This window comes from Methanolobus chelungpuianus (assembly GCF_024500045.1).
Classification (GTDB): Archaea; Halobacteriota; Methanosarcinia; order Methanosarcinales; family Methanosarcinaceae; genus Methanolobus; species Methanolobus chelungpuianus.
In genome coordinates this window covers 92,791-109,186 of sequence record NZ_JTEO01000006.1, presented here as the reverse complement: position 1 = coordinate 109,186, position 16,396 = coordinate 92,791, and the positions used below count along the sequence as shown (strand labels likewise).

Sequence of the window (16,396 nt, the reverse complement as noted above, 5' to 3'; positions counted from 1 at the left end):
CAATACGTCTTATGCTTTCAATATCCTTTAATAAGCCATATATCTGCTATCCCGGAATTTCATTCAGATCATTTCGGGCCTGGAGATTTCAGTGAGACCCGGAAATCCCAGTTCAATTTGTTCTTATTTACAGGTACGAAATTACACCTGACCATTGCTTCCTTAAACTGCTTATTTGTGATGAAGAAGCCCTCTGGTGCCTGTTCGAACAAGACCTTAAGTGCATAACTGGTGTAGTTCTTATTTGGACCTTTCTGCGGAAGTATGTTTAGCAGTATCCAGTTATCCAGAGTCTTTCTTTCAATGTCGCTCAATTCGTATTCACTCATTTTGCTCGCTCCTGTATCTCATGGTTCACCATTAAAGTACCGTTGAAGTACCTCTGGACCATATCTTGCTTTTCTTTGCTTTTAACATATGCATTCATAAGGGGAGGTGATTCGTCCCTTCAAACCATTTCCTAGAAGTATCGATGCACTATACTCTTTCAATATAAAATGTCATCTGCGTTTGGCATCAGCTTTTATCCCAACTGCTAACCATTGCTCCCCCGGTTTACGTCTTCTCAGGCCAGGTGACCACCTGCGGCCTTATCCATTTCCAAGCAACGTAAAGATCAATCAGCCGATGTTCTGCAGTGCTTTTTCCAGACCGGCTGCGTTGTGCGTGGCATATGCGTTGAGATCATTGTTAAAATATGCGAAGACAAATCTGCAGTTGAGATCTTCCATCTGTTGAGCATAAGCGGCGATCTCATCTTCCGTATAAACTGTTGAGTAGTTCTGGCCATGAAAACGAAAATATGCAGTATCTCCGGTCACTACTACATCATCCGGCATGCTCAGGCCTGCCACGGTACAGAATACAGCACCCTTTTCTTCAAACATCCTGTAAACCCTTTCATCCCACCACGAGCTGTGACGGAATTCCACTACGTTTTTACTTCTCCGGTCCGGATGGTCAAGGAAAATGCCAATTCTCTCCAGGTTCCTTTCATTACACTCAAATGACGGGGGAGCCTGAAATAGAAAGCAGCCCGTCTTGTCCCCAAGGCCGGCTGTCAGGCTGTAGAACTCATCAAGATCTCCTTCAGGGTCCTTGAAGCGTTTAATGTGGGTGATAGTCCGGGGAGCCTTCAGGGTATACTTAAATTCAGCCGGTGCCCGCTCATACCATTTTTTAATGGTGTCTCGCTTTGGCCAGTGATAGAATGAGTAGTTTATCTCCACGGTGTCAAAATGCTTGCAATAGTAGTCGAACCAATCCTTCTTCCTTATATGCTCCGGATAAAACCTGCCTCTCCAGTGCCTGTAATCCCATCCCGAGGTACCTATATGGTATTTCTTCATCCGGTTATAATTATGCTGTGTCCCTATACTTACCTTTACGCTCTCGTTCGGAAACCGGACGCAGATCCGCTTCAAACAGTGCCGATTGCCCTCTCCTCCAAGCAGTTAATGGGGAATCTCATGGGATTACTGCAATTGCGTCGATCTCAACAAGCCAGTCCGGATTGCCAAGCCCGGCAACGAACAGAACGGTGATAACCGGAGAGTGCCGGAGGTAACCCCATTTACTTTGGAAAGCCAGGAATCCCTCCTGAGGATTCTGCCCTTGAAGAAGATAGATATTGAATTTAACAATGCTCTCTATATTTGCGCCTGCATCCCTGAGTATCTTTTCTATATTATCCAGTACCTGTCCAGTCTGCTCCTTAAGGTTGTCCTTACCTACAAGACGGCCTTTCCCATCTACAGCATTCTGTCCGCCGATGTATAATGTAGTGCGGTTTCCGGTGACGGATATAGCATGCGAGTATCCCTGTGGTGCTGCCATATCGGAGGGATTTATGTAATTTATTTCAGCCATACACATAGCTTATTTTTACAGGTATTTAAAGATTGAACTATCTCTTATCACAAGAATCCCTAGCGGTCCCTGATTCTGAATGATCCTTGGAATAACAGGTGATAACTATATGTTTTTGAAGGAAGGATTGAATATGGAATAAAGAGTACAAAAGGCTTTTTGCTTCTTTACTGAAAGGGGATAAATGTTGAGAATGTGGAATGTAGATCCAAAATTATTGTGCCGGAAGCATTTACTTGGGGAACACCTGGAAATGCACATGTTCATTAACGCGATACTTGAAAACAGATCGATAGCAGGTTATCTGGCTAATGGCCTGGTCGAGCCGGAAAGGATAGTCAAGCGCCACAATGAACTCGCACGGGAAATGCAAAACCGGGGATATCACCACAGATCCGATGTATCTGAGGAAGATGCCCGGATTGTTGAAGAGTACTCGGCCGGGAATGAGCATTCAGGCCATGTGAACGTTGAGCGTAGCATACGTGACCTGCTGGCAAGATGCAGCGAATGTGCTCAAAGAATGAATGTTTATGGACCCTGGGGATCAGGGGAAAAGTGAACGCACCAATTTTTATATATTAAAATTTTATATGTACGCATTAAGTGTAAATTGTATGTCCGGAAGTGTATTACTATAAGAACAATGGTCCTAATATCACTGCTTCTGCTGATAATGCCAGCTGGTGCAAGTTCTGGTGAGAACGGTATTGATTACGACTCCTACAGGAACAGCTGGGATTTGCTGAAGGAAAATAAAGACGACTGGGTGTGCGTGGACCATGCAGTGAACTACTCAAGGCACAATCCAGGGTGGGGGATGGTCATTCTCTCTCCGTCGCCGCGTTTTAGTGTCCAGCCCCATATGACCAATTACATGATCGACGACAACAGGCTTCTGATACATGAAGCGCAGGTGGACATCACATATGAGATACCGATCGTGGACGGGCCCATGACAGTACCCTACTACAAGGACTTCCCGGGCATTTTCTCCAGACAATGGGAAGGTGAAACATACTTCCATTTCATCCCGGATGAAGCGGGCGTTATAAGGGTATATACGATATTAAAGGACAACCGTAATGAGTTCTTTGATTATACATATGAGGCTCAGGAAAATCTTACAAACGGTATTGCAGGATATGAAGACCGCACTGCTTTTGTGTTATCTGAAAACCTTTCCGGCAATACAACTGGCATTACAGCCATGCCAGACGACATAACAGATAACATAAGCGATAATCGCACTGATGACAGCACTGCCGATGACCGCCCTGGGAAAAACGAGGAGCCTGCAGGCTATGCCGCAAAGTTCATCCGGGCGATAAGGTCGCTCATAGGTACATTTAAATAAGCTTCATTTGCCACAGACTGCCTCTCATTTATTGCTTTCTCTTTTTAACGGGTTTTCAGGGAGCCTGTATTTCCGTAACAGGACAAGACCTTTCAGGTGGATTGCAAAGAAGCTTCTTCCCCATGAATGTTTTCCTTATACTTCTTTTAGGAATTAGTCACAAATAATATATATTAAAACATCAGTATTAGGTTGCCTTTTACCTTTATAAATGGCAGCAACATCTAAAATTAACCGATATGAAAGGAGAAACTTCAATGCCTCAAAAAGAAGAAAGAGTGTTCACTTCCTCGCCACTGCCTCCCGTATTACATGGATTCAGACTGGGATACGCAAAAAAGGCTGGCAGCTCACAGGCAATTCCGGGTGATCATGCATCCGGTACAGAATGATAGTGTGCTTTTTACAGGCCTTGGGACCGGTCAAGGATATCGGGCATGATCTCACTATTTAAACAAATCCAAGACCGTGAGGATCTTTCTGATGAATTTGCCCGCAGCCCTTAAACATGCCCTGATCGAAGCAACAATTTATGCTTTCACTGAAAGCGATCCGTCGTCCAGGATCAGCGAAAAGCCCCTCACTTTCGTGATCCCTGTGGCCGGTATCCGGGCAGATACGGAAGTATTTGGCATCACCGAATCCGACATATGCGCTACGGTTGCCGAGAATTCAGGTTCTTTGTCGTACTCCGGAAACTCCGGCTCTATACAGTTCGTTCCTCCTTTTAGCAGGAAATGCAGGCTCTACGACACTCTCCTTGAGAGCATCGAGGCCAGCACATCGATGGATCCAAAAGCCACTGTTGCTTATGACCCCTCAATAAGGGAAGGACTCCTCTACCACTTCTTCAGGGGTTCCACTGTCCTCATGGTCCCGGAAAGCGTGTCCGGCCTGTCCCAGCTCCAGTTCGCCTTAATGGCCCCCGGAAGCAGGCTCCGGGCGATCATGGACGGGACCGGCGGCTGGGCCTATGTGTTCCCAAAGTACATCATGCGTTCTGAAGAGTGTGGAAAAATGCCAGCCCGGGATACCAATGTCCAGCAGGTGCTTGCAAGCTACCTTGAGGACATGTTTCCCGGAGAAGCCTGAAGATACGCACTTTCTCCGGGTATGCAATCCCGGACTCGTCTTGCTCTTGCGTCCGGGTGAACTCCTGTTCATCTTCTCACTAAGTAAACAGCCGACAATAGTCCTGCCATCGCAAGAAGAGCACCGAATGCTGGAGACTGTTGCTCCGGGGCGGGGTCACTTCCCGTTTCTTCGCTGGTTTCCTGCTCCGGGCTGTCCGCAGGGTCAGTTATGTTTGCCTCTGCCTCCGGGGAATTATCCGATGTTACCCGGGGGTGATCGGCAGGATCTCCAGGGAAGGTCAGGGCATTGATCTCCTCCAGATTGGTAAAACCATCCCCGTCAGAATCGACTGCTTCAATTGATCCAAAGTCCCTGCCACTTTCTGCATATGCCAGGCCGTAAAGGTTCCTGGGGCCTCCGCCGTTTGGATCAAGGTGACAGTTAAGACATGCGTCAAGTCTTGTGCCTTCTATGTCATATTGTTGCCTGTAAGCTTCCAGATATGCAGGTCGTGCTGTTGCAATAGGTAAGACAAGCAACACTATCATCACTAATAGAACTGCTGCAATTAGATCCTTGTTCATATTTACCTCCCACTCAGTAAACTAAATAAGTGGTTATCTGCTATGTCTTTATAAACATTGTTATTTGCCCTTTCTAGGAGATGAACGGGAAATAGATAGCTTGCTGGTCTTGATAAAAATAGTCAGATATCTCTTACTGGAGCAGATTCCTTCAGATAGTGCTCATAAAGTTCTTTTCCCCATTCCAGAGCATCCCGGGTACTGCAGAGTACATATTTACTGTCAACACGGCCATCTTTACTGAACAGGTTAATGATAATGTGGTAATCATCAAATGTAAAGAAAAGGAAATCTATGTCCCTGTTGCAGACATATAGGTTAAAATGACCGGATAGGATATAGTTCCTGAAATCCTCTGCATGCTGGGCTCTTATCTTCCCTAGCAGCTCTTTGGATACAATGTAATAAAAAGTGACATTAGCATCTATCAGCTCGGTGAATATGGCCTTGTGATCGGGATAAAGGAAATTGGTGACCTTATATATTGATTGTGTGGTTTTATCCCGGTGGAAGCTTTTGTGAATCGAGTACAATTCTGTGACAGATGGACTTATTATCCTGTACTCTTTCAGGTCCCTCAGTCTTTTCAAAAGATGGGGAGGAATGAAATCAATATTGTGAGTCCCCCAGTATTCCTCCGCTTGGTCAAAGACCCCGATTGTACTGACTAAAAGTGACATGTCCTCTATAAGCAGTTTTCCAATGGGGGTCAATTCATAGCAGTGGTCATGATGAGATAACAGGTGATGTTCTTCCAGTATCTTTATCTGGGGAAGCAAAGCCTGTCTCGTTGTATCCAGGACTTCAAGGAAGGTCTCCATGCTCTTTTTTCCATCCTTCAGCAATAAAAGGACATTTTTTCTCTTCTCTGAAGCAAACACCACATCAAGCAAGCCATTTTTCATTTGCCGCACATCCTACCCCAGTATCGTATGCTAATCTGCCGGACAATATAGGGACTTGCACTGTACTATAAATAGTACACTGAAATGGACAGTGGACATTAAAAAATATTCTGGTACAAAGTACACGTAATGACTCTGGCTTAGACCCGTCATCAGGTATCCTTTCCGTAAAAACAGCGTGCTTCAAGATAAACCTTGTTAGCTTACTGACCTCCCGGAAGATAATTCCTATCAGGGCGAAAGCACAAATGCTAAGTACAAGTTAGTCATGCTTTGTAAAAACCGTTGAACTGAATTCCTGCCCCTGGATTCGTTCCTCTCAATTGCCACACTCTGCATTTCTTTTCTGGAGGGCCTGAAACAGGACAGATATATACATGTCCTGCCTGTAAGGGCTTCAAAACAGGCCGGCTTCTTCACTGTAATGATTGAACTGCCAGGTGACACCGAACTTGTCTGTCACGGCACCATACAGTTTACTCCAGAAGGTTTCCTGCAGATCCATGACTACAGTGCCTGCAGGCTTGAGCTTACTGAACATGGATCTTATCCTGCTCATGTCGTTGCTGCTAATCACAAGACCAATATTGTTGCCTACGATAAGGGACATGCCTGGCGGAACATCAGAGAACATCACGGTGCTTCCTTCTATTTCCAGGGAGGTATGCAATACCAGGTCCCTGTTCTCTTCTGTCAGGGGAAAGCCCATGTCCTCAGGTGCATCTTTGAAGTACATAATCTCAGGCTCTTCAGTTCCAAAGACCTCAGTATAGAATTCAACAGCTTCACTACAATTCCCGTTAAAATTTATGTATGCCTCTACGGACATCCTGTTCACTCCCGTCTTTAAGATACATTAGCAATGTGACCTACTCCCTTAAATAGGTTCTCTCCTGTTCAAAAACTGTTTACCGGACAAGCCACATCTGTCAAACAGCAGCGGGGGACGTCAGTCTTGAGATAAGGAATCATGTGCCCGAAATTGAGTGATCAAGAACAATCCGATTGAATTTCTCGTATTGCTCGATTGAACATGCATGTCCTCAGTTATCAATTATCTCTACCCTGGAATTACTTATCTTTTTACTGTGCTTTAAAATGGTCTTAAGAAAAGGTAATTTTCCTGTTGTCTGGGGGATGATATCCAGCCATCCGCAGAACTCATCATATCCCAGCTTCCTAGCTTCACTCACAAAAATGCTTCTCGGCCTTCTGTGGTTTTCCTGGGCATTACGGCATAGACAAAAGCCCTGTCCTGCAGTGGAAGAGGAACATCATCTGCAGCATCGGAATAGATATATGTTCTGCATTGCCTGATCATTCCATGCATCCTGCTCAAAACCCCTAAATACAACTTCCTCCAGATAAAAATCAGGAGATCACGTTATTGGTTTCGTCCATACTTATCCTTGTCCTTTGCCTGTTCGCATTTGCAGCACTCCACAGTATCGTGGCAAGCCTGCGCTTCAAGCGCTTCCTCAGACGACGCCTGGGACCCCGGGTGGATACACTGTATATGCCTGCGTTCAGTGTCATGGCAGTGCTGACGATATTGCCGCTTGCATATGTCCTTTATAAGAACCCGGGGCCTTTCCTCTACATAGTACCTTCTCCATGGCGATGGCTGATGGTCGGCGGACAGCTGGCCGCTGCCATAGTGGCCCCCAGGGCCTTCCGGGATGCTCCCCACAGGTTCAGGGTAAGCTCACAGCTATCCGGACCCGGGACAGCTGAAGCAGGCCATCTTGATATCCGGGGAGTCTATCGCTGGGTAAGGGATCCCTTCCTGCTCTCCGGGCTGGTCATAATGTGGCTCACACCTTTCATGACTGTCAACCTGCTCATCATCTACCTTCTGACGACCATATACCTGTATATGGGGTCACTGCACTGGGAAAGCCGGCTGGTGGCACAGTTCGGGGATGAGTACAGGGAGTACCAGAAACGCGTACACAGGATAATCCCCCGGCATAAGGAATGATAGTATGTACTGATGGCCTTCAGTCTGGCAGCCTGTTAAGCAGGATGCACGGAAAAACAAGCTTTTTATATCTTGTCATTTGCATTACTTTATGTGGCCATCGTTTGTGATAAGTCAGAAGGCGCATCTGGCAGGAACTGTTTGGAGCACGTATGTCAGTCCATGATACAGTAAAGGATCTCCTCCGGGAGCTTGGAACCGTAAAGCTTGTCTGCGTTACCAAGACAGTGGAGCCTGCAATGATAAACGAGGCCATCAGGGCCGGGGCTACGATCATAGGAGAGAACAGGGTCCAGGAATTAGAGCGCAAGCTTGAAGAGCTTCTGCCCTCTGAGAGGCACCTCATTGGCCATTTGCAGACCAATAAGGTCCGAAAGGCTGTTCAGCTCTTTGATGTGATCCAGTCTGCGGATTCCCTGAAACTGCTGCAGGACATTGACAGGAAAGCCGGGTCTCTCGGTAAAGTGCAGAAGTTACTCCTCCAGGTCAACATCAGCGAGGAGTCACAGAAATTCGGTTTTGCAGAGGGGGAGCTTGGGCAAGTGCTGGCAGAGGTCCGTTCACTCCGTCACGTCAGGGTGGAAGGACTCATGTGCATGGCTCCTTTTGTACCGGCTGAAGAGACCAGGCCATATTTCAGGAGAATGAAAACGCTTTTCGGGAATATCAGAGACACATATGGGAATGCAGGTAACATCGATATCAGGGAGCTGTCAATGGGAATGTCCGGGGATTACAGGGTTGCCATCGAGGAAGGAGCTACCATGGTGAGGCTTGGCTCTTCTATTTTCGGGGACAGGGAGTACTGAACGGTCCCGGGTTGTTCCAATCCTGCGAATTTCAGTTAACATCAGCCTGTAACGTAGGCCTTACATCCATTAGGGTCACTGCTACTGCATCTTTCACATAATGCTCATAAAGGTCTTTTACCCACTGAAGTGCATGGGAATCTGTACAGAGCATATGCCTGTTATCAAAATCGCCACTGTCGTTAAGCGGGGACAGTATTGCATTATTGTCATTGTATCCGAAAGACAGGAACCTGAAACTGCCAGGATGGACAAAAAGATCGACCTTGTTATTACTGAGTATCCTTTCAAGACCAATGGAGTCGTTCATTCTTAGTTTATCGAACAGCTCCCGGGGAACGATGACATGCATATGCGTATCACAGGAGGTTATTTCATCGAACAGTTCGGGGAAATGTGAGTACAGGAACGAAGTAACTGAAAACACATCTGATGAATTTTTAGCCATCTCATGGAAATCATCATGAACATCATACATATCTGCAGGAGAAGGGCTAATGATCTTGCTTTTCCCAAGTTCATTTATCCTGTTCAAGAGGTGAGGAGGGATGAAATCAAGACTGCGGGTGCCCCAGTAAGATATCTCTTCATTGAGAACGTCGATAGTATCCAGTAACGGGCACATCTCATCGACCACGAGCTTTCCTATCTTTGTCAGATCGTAAGTGTCCCTGTAGTGAGACACAAGGTGATGCTCCTCAAGTATCCTTATCTGGGGAAGCAGTGCCACTCTGCTGGTATCAAGAGCAAAAAGAAGGTCTTCCATATCCCTGGCGCCGTCTTTCAATAGCAAAAGCACCAGTTTTCTCTTCTCGGACATGAAAACTACATCAACCAATGATTTTTTCACTAACGACCCCTCCTGCTCAAACTGATAATGATAAGATCATCTGACAAATCTAAAACGCAACATTTAGGCTAAATGAAATGTTCATATTTAAAATTGTTGGGTTTAATCGGACCAATTGTTGCCATAATGCACAGATAGCGGCAGTCTTTAGAAAGTGAACACCCGCCTGTTTCTTCCAGAGAGCAGCAAATAAGCTGAGCGGGATGATCCTTGTGAAGTAGAGAACAATTAAAATGAATCAGGATGAAAAAGAGGATATCAACATAAAGGATCAGCAGAAAAAGCACTAGAGGTATTTTTCCAGTTCTGAGTTGATCATTTGAAGAGTCTCCTGCCCATATCTCATATCCATGTTCTTTCTAATATCCATTTCAGTTACCATCAGGCAATCGGTTGAAAGAAAAGTGATACCCGCTTAAACGTCATTTACAGGAGTGGAATTCTTCCTGTAGTGTTCACAGAGCTCCCTGGCCCATTCCACCGCACCTGGACTGCAGCACATCAGCTGGTTGTTGTCGTACTCTCCTGTATTCAGGAAAAGCCTGAAAAATGCGCAATGGTCATTGTGGCCAAAGGAGACGAAATCCATTACATCATTATACACAAGAAGGTGAAGTTTCCCACCGGAAAGGAGTTTTCTGAATTCATCGGCATAGTTTGACCTAATTATCTCAAAGAGCCCTTTACTTACAATAACTGTCACCTGCACCCCTCTGTCTATCCACGCATTATATATTTCGGGAAAATTTGGATAGAGGAATGTAACCGCTATTGTCAGGGACTTTGAAGTTTTGCATTTCTCAAAGAACTCCTCATTGATGTCGTAAAGGTTCACCAGGCAGGGTGTTATCACTTTGCAGATGCCAAGGTCGCGCATGCGGCTCAGCAGGTGCGGAGGAATGAAGTCCAGTTTATGCTTTCCCCAGTAGTTGATATCGCAATCAAGCGTATCCACAATGCCCAGCAAAGGTTTCATCCTTTCCATAAGCAGTCTGCCTACCGATGTCAGCTCATAGGCATCGTCCGATTGTGCTATCAGGTAGTGAGTCTCAAGTAAGCGCAGCTGGGGAAGCAGTGACTGCCGCGGGGAATTAATGGATCTTAGGAGAGCTTCCATGTCCATGGGGCTATCCTGCAGAAGAAGGAGTATATTTTTTCTCCTCTCTGACTTGAATAAGAGATCAAGTAAGGATTTTTTCATACATACCATATCCTGTCAGATGTATTCAATCTAGGATTGCTGAAGACCAAATATACAGTCAGGACATTTAAAAGAACTAATATTATATAGCCACTGCTCTTGTTACTTTAAGGCTTGATATGAAATTATGGTCTCATTGAAATATCAGTTTTAAACCAAAGATAAATTGTTCGCATACTTAAAAACAAACTCTGAGGGAATATTGGGATATTTATGATCCTTTAAGGATAGAGGCACTTTTTGCATCCTGCATCCTTATAGTTTCGTAACGGGCTGCGAGCCTTTCATATAATGATCGAAGAGTTCCTTTCCCCACTGGAGAGCACCCGGATTTGAGCAGAGCATGTGATTGATATCGACATACTTTTCGTTGGTCAGCAGGCGCAGCAGAAGGTAATAGTCGTTATATGCAACTACCTGGATACCCATTTCCTCAGGATAGGTATAAAGATGGAACGATTCACTTTTGAGGAGCTCGCCAAATACGTCTGCGTGGTAGGTACGCATTGTTTCAATTACTCCCGGAGTAGTAATGATATGTAAGCTGACACCTTCCCGGTTCATTTCAGGAAACACCCTGGGATAGTTCGGATGAAAAAAAGAAGTTATTACATGGAAAGCCTTGGACATGAAAGTTGTCCGGACCACTTCCTGGTTAAGCTGGTATGACTCCGTGAGTGTCAGGTTCACCTCCTGGCATTTCCCGATCTCCCGGATACGTTCAAAAAGATGGGGTGGGATGAAGCCAAGGTGATGAGTGCCCCAGTATTCCGTATCATCCTGAAAAACCTCAATTGTTCCCATGAGAGGCGTCATTTTGTCAATGACCATTTTTCCCAGGGGGGTCAGTTCATAGATGTCATTTGAACCCTTAACCAGATAGTGCTCCTCCAGGATCCTTACCTGGGGAAGCAGAGCCGGTCTTGCCACTTCCAGTTGCTCAAGTATTTCTTCCATCGGCCTGGGACCATCCTGTAGCATTAGCATCATATTCATTCTCTTCTCTGAAGCAAATATGACATCAAGCAGCGGCTTCTTCATAGGCATCCCATGGACTCAGGCTTAAAATGCAGTCCGGACTCACATAATCCGGAAAGAGTTTCTTTACTTCGCTATTGACATACTTGTACTTAAAATGTTTTATACATTGATTGTACGAGCCACAACTATTCCTTACCGAACTGAATGAACAGTGGAAAACGAGGTTAGTTTTTATAGGAATGCTACAATCTGGCATGAAAAGAGTAAAATCTGAAGGTAAGATGAGGCGCCCTGAAACCACCACGCTTTAAGGCACCTCTCTCCTTAACGAATCCGAGATGTTCCCCAACATCTCTATCATTCCACTCCCGATTTGCGGTCCATTTCCCCACGACCCGCAATACCTGATAGTTGCTTTTTTTATTTAACCTGAACCTTGATTAATTTCCTTCCTCTATTGAAGATGATCCCATGAACGATTTTCACAAAAGAAATGTTCTTTTAACGGCATTGAAATTTCAAACAGCGAGTTGAGCATTTACCATCATTTTACCTAGCTCTGACGCACCCGGCGGGAATCCGGCTCAGATAATGTGATTGAATCCCTTAAAAATATTCAAATAACTTCTCTTTTCTTTTCCCGGATGCGAATATGACATCAGGTAAAGGCTTCTCCATTAACGTATATGCCGGTTGCATCTACCTTTTTGCAGGAGCCGCCCTCTCAACTTTTCCCCTGGCAAGTGAAGCAAAGATCCCCACTATACAGAATATTGTGAAGAGGCTGAAAGCATAACGCATGCTTGCAATGAACTGAGGGTAGTATTCAGGCGTTATTACTACAGGACCCGTGACAATGGCAAGTATCATCATTGCGATACCCATTGAGAGCATCTGCCCGAGAAGTCGCATTGTTCCGTTCATGCCCGATGCAACGCCATAGAACTTCTTGTCCACTGAGCTCATGATAACGTTTGTGTTGGGAGATGAGAAAAGGCCGAAGCCCGTCCCAAGTACCAGGAGTGCGAGTATGATGTAATAGATAGACGTCGTTTCCGTAACGAAGGTAAGCATGAAGAGCCCTGCCGCTGTAAAGGCCATCCCGGCAGAAGCAATAAAGCGTGGCTCTACCCTGTCAGACAGGCGGCCTGCAACCGGGGAAAGGATAGCCTGAACGACCGGCTGGACTATGAGAATAAAACCCGCATCCTGCGGAGTGAAACCCTTGGTGTACTGCAGGTCCAGGCTAAGGAGAAAAGCCACCGCGAAGGTAGCACTGTAGTTGATGAGCGCGGAAAGGTTCGAGAGAGCGAACACCCTGTTCCCTGTCAGGAGCCTCATGTCCAGGACAGGGAAAGGCACTCTCAACTCATAAAGGGCAAAGATGATAAGTCCGATAATCCCTGCCGCTATAAGTGAAAAGCCCTGCATGTCCGGGAGCAGTGAGAAACCGTACATGACCGCAACCACTGAGAGGCCGTAGATGACAGAGCCTGCCAGGTCAAATCTCTCCCCCCGGCACTCGGCCCACTCACCTCTGAGCTTCCAGAGAATGAGCAGGATAGCTGCAATACCGATGGGGACATTCACAAGGAATATGCTCCTCCATCCAAGCTGCTGGGTCATTATACCACCCAGGAAGGGCCCGCTGGATAGTCCGACATAGACCGCAGTGATATAAATGCCAAGGGCCGCTCCTCTTTCACCCGGAGGGAAAACTGAAGTAAGGATCGCAACTCCTGTCCCGAAGATCATGGCACTTCCCAGCCCCTGGACAACCCGGACCCCGATGAGCATTTCCGTTGAGGGCACCATTACCATTGCCAGGGATGCAAGGCTGAAGACTGTTATACCATAAAGGAAGACCTTTTTCCTCCCGTAGATATCGGCGATCTTCCCGAAGGGCACAAGGAACACTGCGGATGAGAGCAGGTACGCGGTGGCTACCCAGGAAAGAGCGATCGCGTCCATATGGAACTCCGCGCCGATGGTCGGCAGGGCGATATTAACTGCGGAGCCGTCAAAAGGAGTGATGAAACCAGCCAGTATCGCTATCAAAAGCACAAGCTGCTTCTGCGTTTTAGTGATAACGGTATCAGCAGTCTGGCATATGCCGGGTTCCTGCGAAGGTATTTCAGTATCTTTCACAGAACGACCTGTACTCCCCTCCTGACTGGGTGCTTTCCCTACCATATGCATCACTGACCGGCAAAACTAGTATTTACTGTAGCATCAACATATAAAAAACATACAGTCAAGCCCTTTATAACAGAAATGGGGAAAAAACAGGAAGAGATCTTCTACGGCCTGTCAGGACCGTAAAAGGATCTGCTCCAGGCGATCATGCATGGACGTAGCTGTTCCCCGCATAGGACACAAGGGTCCTGGGCATGTCTATACCCAGGGCCTCTTTCAGGACCTCCTCGATGGTCTCCACAGTTACGAACTTAAGCTCGTTCCTGACATCCTCAGGCACATCCTCCAGGTCCCTTTCGTTCTCCCTGGGCAGGATGACCTTCCTTATGCCAGCCCTGTGTGCAGCCAGCACCTTCTCCTTTATGCCTCCCACGGGCATTACTGCGCCGCTGAGTGTTATCTCGCCGGTCATGGCAAGCCTGGGATCGACCGCCTTGCCCGTGATCATGGAGGTCAGGGCCGTGAAGAGGGTCACACCTGCCGAAGGTCCGTCCTTGGGAGTCGCACCGGATGGCACATGCACGTGGATATCGCTTGCGGCAAAGTCGAAGCTGCTGGATGTACCTGAAAGCCTGGACCTGACAAGGCTCAGGGAGATATGTGCCGATTCTTTCATGACGTCGCCAAGCTGGCCTGTAAGCGTGAGCTTACCGGTCCCTGGCATGAATGTCCCCTCTATGAAGAGGATATCCCCTCCGAAGGGAGTCCATGCGAGTCCTGTAACCACTCCGGGCACGTTCTCTTTCCGGGCCTCTTCCTGCCGGATCATTTCTTTACCGAGGATATCCTTGAGCATGTCTGCCTTTACCACACAGGGGAGCTCGGCCTTTCCTGAAACTATCTTCTCGGATACGAACCTTGCAGTTCTTGCAAGCTGCTTCTTCAGTCCGCGCACTCCCGCTTCCCTGGTGTACTTATCGATGATGGCCTTCAGGGCATCGTCCTCGATCCTCAGCTTATCCCCATCAAGGCCGTGGTCTTCCAGTATAGCAGGCAGTATGTGGTCCCTTGCAATGGAAAGTTTCTCGTTCTTCGTGTAGCCCGAGATCTCTATCATCTCCATCCTGTCAAGGAGCGGTGCCGGTATGCTTGCCAGGGAGTTGGCAGTCGCTATGAAGAGCACCTCTGAGAGGTCATAGGGAACTTCCAGGTAATGGTCCGAGAAGCTGCTGTTCTGCTCCGGGTCCAGTACTTCCAGGAGGGCGCTTGCCGGATCTCCCGAGTAGGAGGCTGAGAGCTTGTCGATCTCGTCCAGGATGAACACCGGGTTTTTGGTGCCTGCCTTCCTCATGCCCTGTATGATCCTTCCGGGGAGGGCTCCCACGTAGGTGCGCCTGTGGCCCCTGATCTCAGCTTCATCCCTTACTCCTCCGAGGCTCACGCGGACATATTCCCTGCCAAGGGCATCCGCAATGCTCTTACCGAGGCTTGTCTTACCTGTTCCAGGCGGCCCTGCGAAGAGCAGGATCGAACCCTGTTTCTCGTGCCTGAGCTTCATCACTGCAAGATGCTGGATGATCCTCTCCTTAACCTTTTCAAGGCCGTTGTGGTTGCTCTCGAGAACGCGACGGGCCTCTGTAATGTCAATGCTCTTTTTCTCTTGCACTGTCCACGGAAGGTCAAGCAGAAGGTCCAGGTAGTTCCTTATGACTGAACCCTCGGGGTTATGAGGTCCTCCAGTTTCGAGTTTCTTCAGTTCGGAGAATGCCTTCTTCTTTACCTCGTCAGGCATTGTGGAACTCTCGATCCTCTCCCTGTATCCTCCCTCGCCTGAGACAGGGTCGTCGGCTCCGTTAAGTTCCTCCTGTATCACCTTGAGCTGCTCACGCAGCATGGCTTCCCTGTTGGATTTGCTCACCTTGTCTGCCACCTTCTTTGCCACCTCGATCTGCAGGTTGATGTTCTCTTTCTGGTTCGTCAGGACATAGAGGAATGTCAGGTAACGCTCGCGGGCAGAGACAGTCTCCAGCAGATCCTGCTTTTCCTCCAGCTCGATTGGCATGTAGGGCATTACGAATCCCATTATCTGGTCAATGGAATCCATTTTCTCTACCAGCCTCGTGAACTGGCCGGCTCCCTGGAAGCGGTCACCTATCTCATGAACTGTCTTTTTCACGTCAGCCATCAGCTTTTCCCTGAAATCCTCATCAAGGTCATCAATATCCGGGACAGGCCTGTATGTTGCATAGAGCAGTCCTTCCTTCTGGTATATGGAAGCAGCCTTTATTCTCTGGACAGACTTCGCCACGATCACATATCCCTCATCTGCAGCCTGGACCGATTTGATCTCAAGCAGGTTCCCTGTCTTATACAGGCTGTCCTCTGACAGGTCCGGGAGCTTCGCACCCTTTTTCAGGGTCAGTCCTACTGCATAGGCAGAACTGTTATCTTCCATCTCCTTCAGCATTATTTCCCCGGTGTTCCTGTCAGCCAGGAACTTTGTCTGGCTTCCCGGGTAAACGACCATCTCAAAGAGAGGGATCACAAGACCCTCTCTGTTTTCTTTAGTCAGTTGGAAATACATTATCACTCACTTAATTGTTACAATTGCTTAGTTATACTTGACCTAACTATCAGTGGAAAATAAAA

General features: G+C 47.2%; 18 protein-coding genes. 6 read left to right on the top strand and 12 right to left on the bottom strand.

Features of this window, described 5'->3' with window-relative positions; translation table 11 throughout:
- Window positions 1–68: 68 nt before the first annotated feature.
- The 3 genes from PV02_RS10805 to PV02_RS10795 form a co-directional block, all read right to left on the bottom strand.
- Window positions 69–329 carry a hypothetical protein gene (locus PV02_RS10805; RefSeq protein ID WP_256623429.1) on the bottom strand — a complete coding sequence of 87 codons (261 nt, stop codon included), beginning with the start codon at window positions 327–329 and terminating at the stop codon, window positions 69–71.
- Window positions 330–620: 291 nt separating this feature from the next.
- Entirely contained in the window at window positions 621–1,349 is a 729-nt protein-coding gene (locus tag PV02_RS10800; RefSeq protein WP_256623428.1) for a DUF72 domain-containing protein, read from the bottom strand.
- 118 nt (window positions 1,350–1,467) lie between these two features.
- The gene (locus tag PV02_RS10795; RefSeq protein ID WP_256623427.1) at window positions 1,468–1,869 is read right to left on the bottom strand and encodes a RidA family protein; all 402 of its coding nucleotides are present in this window, start codon (window positions 1,867–1,869) and stop codon (window positions 1,468–1,470) included.
- A gap of 193 nt (window positions 1,870–2,062) precedes the next feature.
- Between PV02_RS10795 and PV02_RS10790 the strand changes: the two genes are divergently transcribed.
- The 4 genes from PV02_RS10790 to PV02_RS10775 all read left to right on the top strand — a co-directional run bounded on the left by PV02_RS10790 (window position 2,063) and on the right by PV02_RS10775 (window position 4,318).
- Window positions 2,063–2,431 carry a pyrimidine dimer DNA glycosylase/endonuclease V gene (locus PV02_RS10790; RefSeq protein ID WP_256623426.1) on the top strand — a complete coding sequence of 123 codons (369 nt, stop codon included), beginning with the start codon at window positions 2,063–2,065 and terminating at the stop codon, window positions 2,429–2,431.
- Window positions 2,432–2,515: 84 nt separating this feature from the next.
- The gene (locus PV02_RS10785; protein WP_256623425.1) at window positions 2,516–3,226 is read left to right on the top strand and encodes a hypothetical protein; all 711 of its coding nucleotides are present in this window, start codon (window positions 2,516–2,518) and stop codon (window positions 3,224–3,226) included.
- Between the two features lie 257 nt (window positions 3,227–3,483).
- Window positions 3,484–3,618 (top strand): hypothetical protein, encoded by a 135-nt coding sequence (locus tag PV02_RS10780; RefSeq protein ID WP_256623424.1) that lies wholly within the window; start codon window positions 3,484–3,486, stop codon window positions 3,616–3,618.
- Between the two features lie 91 nt (window positions 3,619–3,709).
- Window positions 3,710–4,318, top strand: coding sequence for a hypothetical protein (locus PV02_RS10775; RefSeq protein WP_256623423.1), 609 nt, complete (start codon window positions 3,710–3,712; stop codon window positions 4,316–4,318).
- Window positions 4,319–4,386: 68 nt separating this feature from the next.
- On the opposite strand, the gene PV02_RS10770 is transcribed toward PV02_RS10775, so the two are convergent.
- The 4 genes from PV02_RS10770 to PV02_RS10755 form a co-directional block, all read right to left on the bottom strand.
- Window positions 4,387–4,884: a PGF-CTERM sorting domain-containing protein gene (locus tag PV02_RS10770; RefSeq protein WP_256623422.1), complete on the bottom strand. Its 498-nt coding sequence runs from the start codon at window positions 4,882–4,884 to the stop codon at window positions 4,387–4,389.
- A 122-nt stretch (window positions 4,885–5,006) separates the two neighbouring features.
- Window positions 5,007–5,789, bottom strand: a complete 783-nt coding sequence (locus PV02_RS10765) for a helix-turn-helix transcriptional regulator (RefSeq protein WP_256623421.1) — start codon at window positions 5,787–5,789, stop codon at window positions 5,007–5,009.
- 397 nt (window positions 5,790–6,186) lie between these two features.
- Window positions 6,187–6,618 (bottom strand): VOC family protein, encoded by a 432-nt coding sequence (locus PV02_RS10760; RefSeq protein WP_256623420.1) that lies wholly within the window; start codon window positions 6,616–6,618, stop codon window positions 6,187–6,189.
- Between the two features lie 214 nt (window positions 6,619–6,832).
- Window positions 6,833–6,982, bottom strand: a complete 150-nt coding sequence (locus PV02_RS10755; protein ID WP_256623419.1) for a hypothetical protein — start codon at window positions 6,980–6,982, stop codon at window positions 6,833–6,835.
- Between the two features lie 194 nt (window positions 6,983–7,176).
- Here PV02_RS10755 and PV02_RS10750 point away from each other — a divergent pair, with 194 nt between their 5' ends.
- Window positions 7,177–7,770: a methyltransferase family protein gene (locus PV02_RS10750; protein ID WP_256623418.1), complete on the top strand. Its 594-nt coding sequence runs from the start codon at window positions 7,177–7,179 to the stop codon at window positions 7,768–7,770.
- Between the two features lie 152 nt (window positions 7,771–7,922).
- On the top strand, window positions 7,923–8,579 hold the full coding sequence (locus PV02_RS10745) for a YggS family pyridoxal phosphate-dependent enzyme (RefSeq protein WP_256623417.1): 657 nt from the start codon (window positions 7,923–7,925) through the stop codon (window positions 8,577–8,579).
- 31 nt (window positions 8,580–8,610) lie between these two features.
- Here the strand turns inward: PV02_RS10745 and PV02_RS13305 are convergent, their stop codons facing one another.
- From PV02_RS13305 to lon, 5 genes are all read right to left on the bottom strand, one after another.
- Entirely contained in the window at window positions 8,611–9,429 is an 819-nt protein-coding gene (locus PV02_RS13305) for a helix-turn-helix transcriptional regulator (protein WP_256623416.1), read from the bottom strand.
- 415 nt (window positions 9,430–9,844) lie between these two features.
- On the bottom strand, window positions 9,845–10,630 hold the full coding sequence (locus PV02_RS10735) for a helix-turn-helix transcriptional regulator (protein ID WP_483869625.1): 786 nt from the start codon (window positions 10,628–10,630) through the stop codon (window positions 9,845–9,847).
- Window positions 10,631–10,885: 255 nt separating this feature from the next.
- The gene (locus tag PV02_RS10730) at window positions 10,886–11,671 is read right to left on the bottom strand and encodes a helix-turn-helix transcriptional regulator (RefSeq protein ID WP_256623414.1); all 786 of its coding nucleotides are present in this window, start codon (window positions 11,669–11,671) and stop codon (window positions 10,886–10,888) included.
- Window positions 11,672–12,310: 639 nt separating this feature from the next.
- Entirely contained in the window at window positions 12,311–13,804 is a 1,494-nt protein-coding gene (locus PV02_RS10725; RefSeq protein WP_256623413.1) for an MFS transporter, read from the bottom strand.
- A 148-nt stretch (window positions 13,805–13,952) separates the two neighbouring features.
- Window positions 13,953–16,331: an endopeptidase La gene (gene lon / locus PV02_RS10720; RefSeq protein ID WP_256623412.1), complete on the bottom strand. Its 2,379-nt coding sequence runs from the start codon at window positions 16,329–16,331 to the stop codon at window positions 13,953–13,955.
- Window positions 16,332–16,396: the final 65 nt, after the last annotated feature.

Coding starts and splice junctions, on each gene's coding strand:
- PV02_RS10795 (WP_256623427.1), bottom strand. CDS start 1,869: ATGGCTGAAATAAATTACATAAATCCCTCCGATATGGCAGCACCACAG.
- PV02_RS10800 (WP_256623428.1), bottom strand. CDS start 1,349: ATGAAGAAATACCATATAGGTACCTCGGGATGGGATTACAGGCACTGG.
- PV02_RS10790 (WP_256623426.1), top strand. CDS start 2,063: ATGTGGAATGTAGATCCAAAATTATTGTGCCGGAAGCATTTACTTGGG.
- lon (WP_256623412.1), bottom strand. CDS start 16,331: ATGTATTTCCAACTGACTAAAGAAAACAGAGAGGGTCTTGTGATCCCT.
- PV02_RS10780 (WP_256623424.1), top strand. CDS start 3,484: ATGCCTCAAAAAGAAGAAAGAGTGTTCACTTCCTCGCCACTGCCTCCC.
- PV02_RS10765 (WP_256623421.1), bottom strand. CDS start 5,789: ATGAAAAATGGCTTGCTTGATGTGGTGTTTGCTTCAGAGAAGAGAAAA.
- PV02_RS10770 (WP_256623422.1), bottom strand. CDS start 4,884: ATGAACAAGGATCTAATTGCAGCAGTTCTATTAGTGATGATAGTGTTG.
- PV02_RS10805 (WP_256623429.1), bottom strand. CDS start 329: ATGAGTGAATACGAATTGAGCGACATTGAAAGAAAGACTCTGGATAAC.
- PV02_RS10735 (WP_483869625.1), bottom strand. CDS start 10,630: ATGAAAAAATCCTTACTTGATCTCTTATTCAAGTCAGAGAGGAGAAAA.
- PV02_RS10730 (WP_256623414.1), bottom strand. CDS start 11,671: ATGAAGAAGCCGCTGCTTGATGTCATATTTGCTTCAGAGAAGAGAATG.
- PV02_RS10725 (WP_256623413.1), bottom strand. CDS start 13,804: ATGGTAGGGAAAGCACCCAGTCAGGAGGGGAGTACAGGTCGTTCTGTG.
- PV02_RS10760 (WP_256623420.1), bottom strand. CDS start 6,618: ATGTCCGTAGAGGCATACATAAATTTTAACGGGAATTGTAGTGAAGCT.
- PV02_RS10775 (WP_256623423.1), top strand. CDS start 3,710: ATGAATTTGCCCGCAGCCCTTAAACATGCCCTGATCGAAGCAACAATT.
- PV02_RS10745 (WP_256623417.1), top strand. CDS start 7,923: ATGTCAGTCCATGATACAGTAAAGGATCTCCTCCGGGAGCTTGGAACC.
- PV02_RS10785 (WP_256623425.1), top strand. CDS start 2,516: ATGGTCCTAATATCACTGCTTCTGCTGATAATGCCAGCTGGTGCAAGT.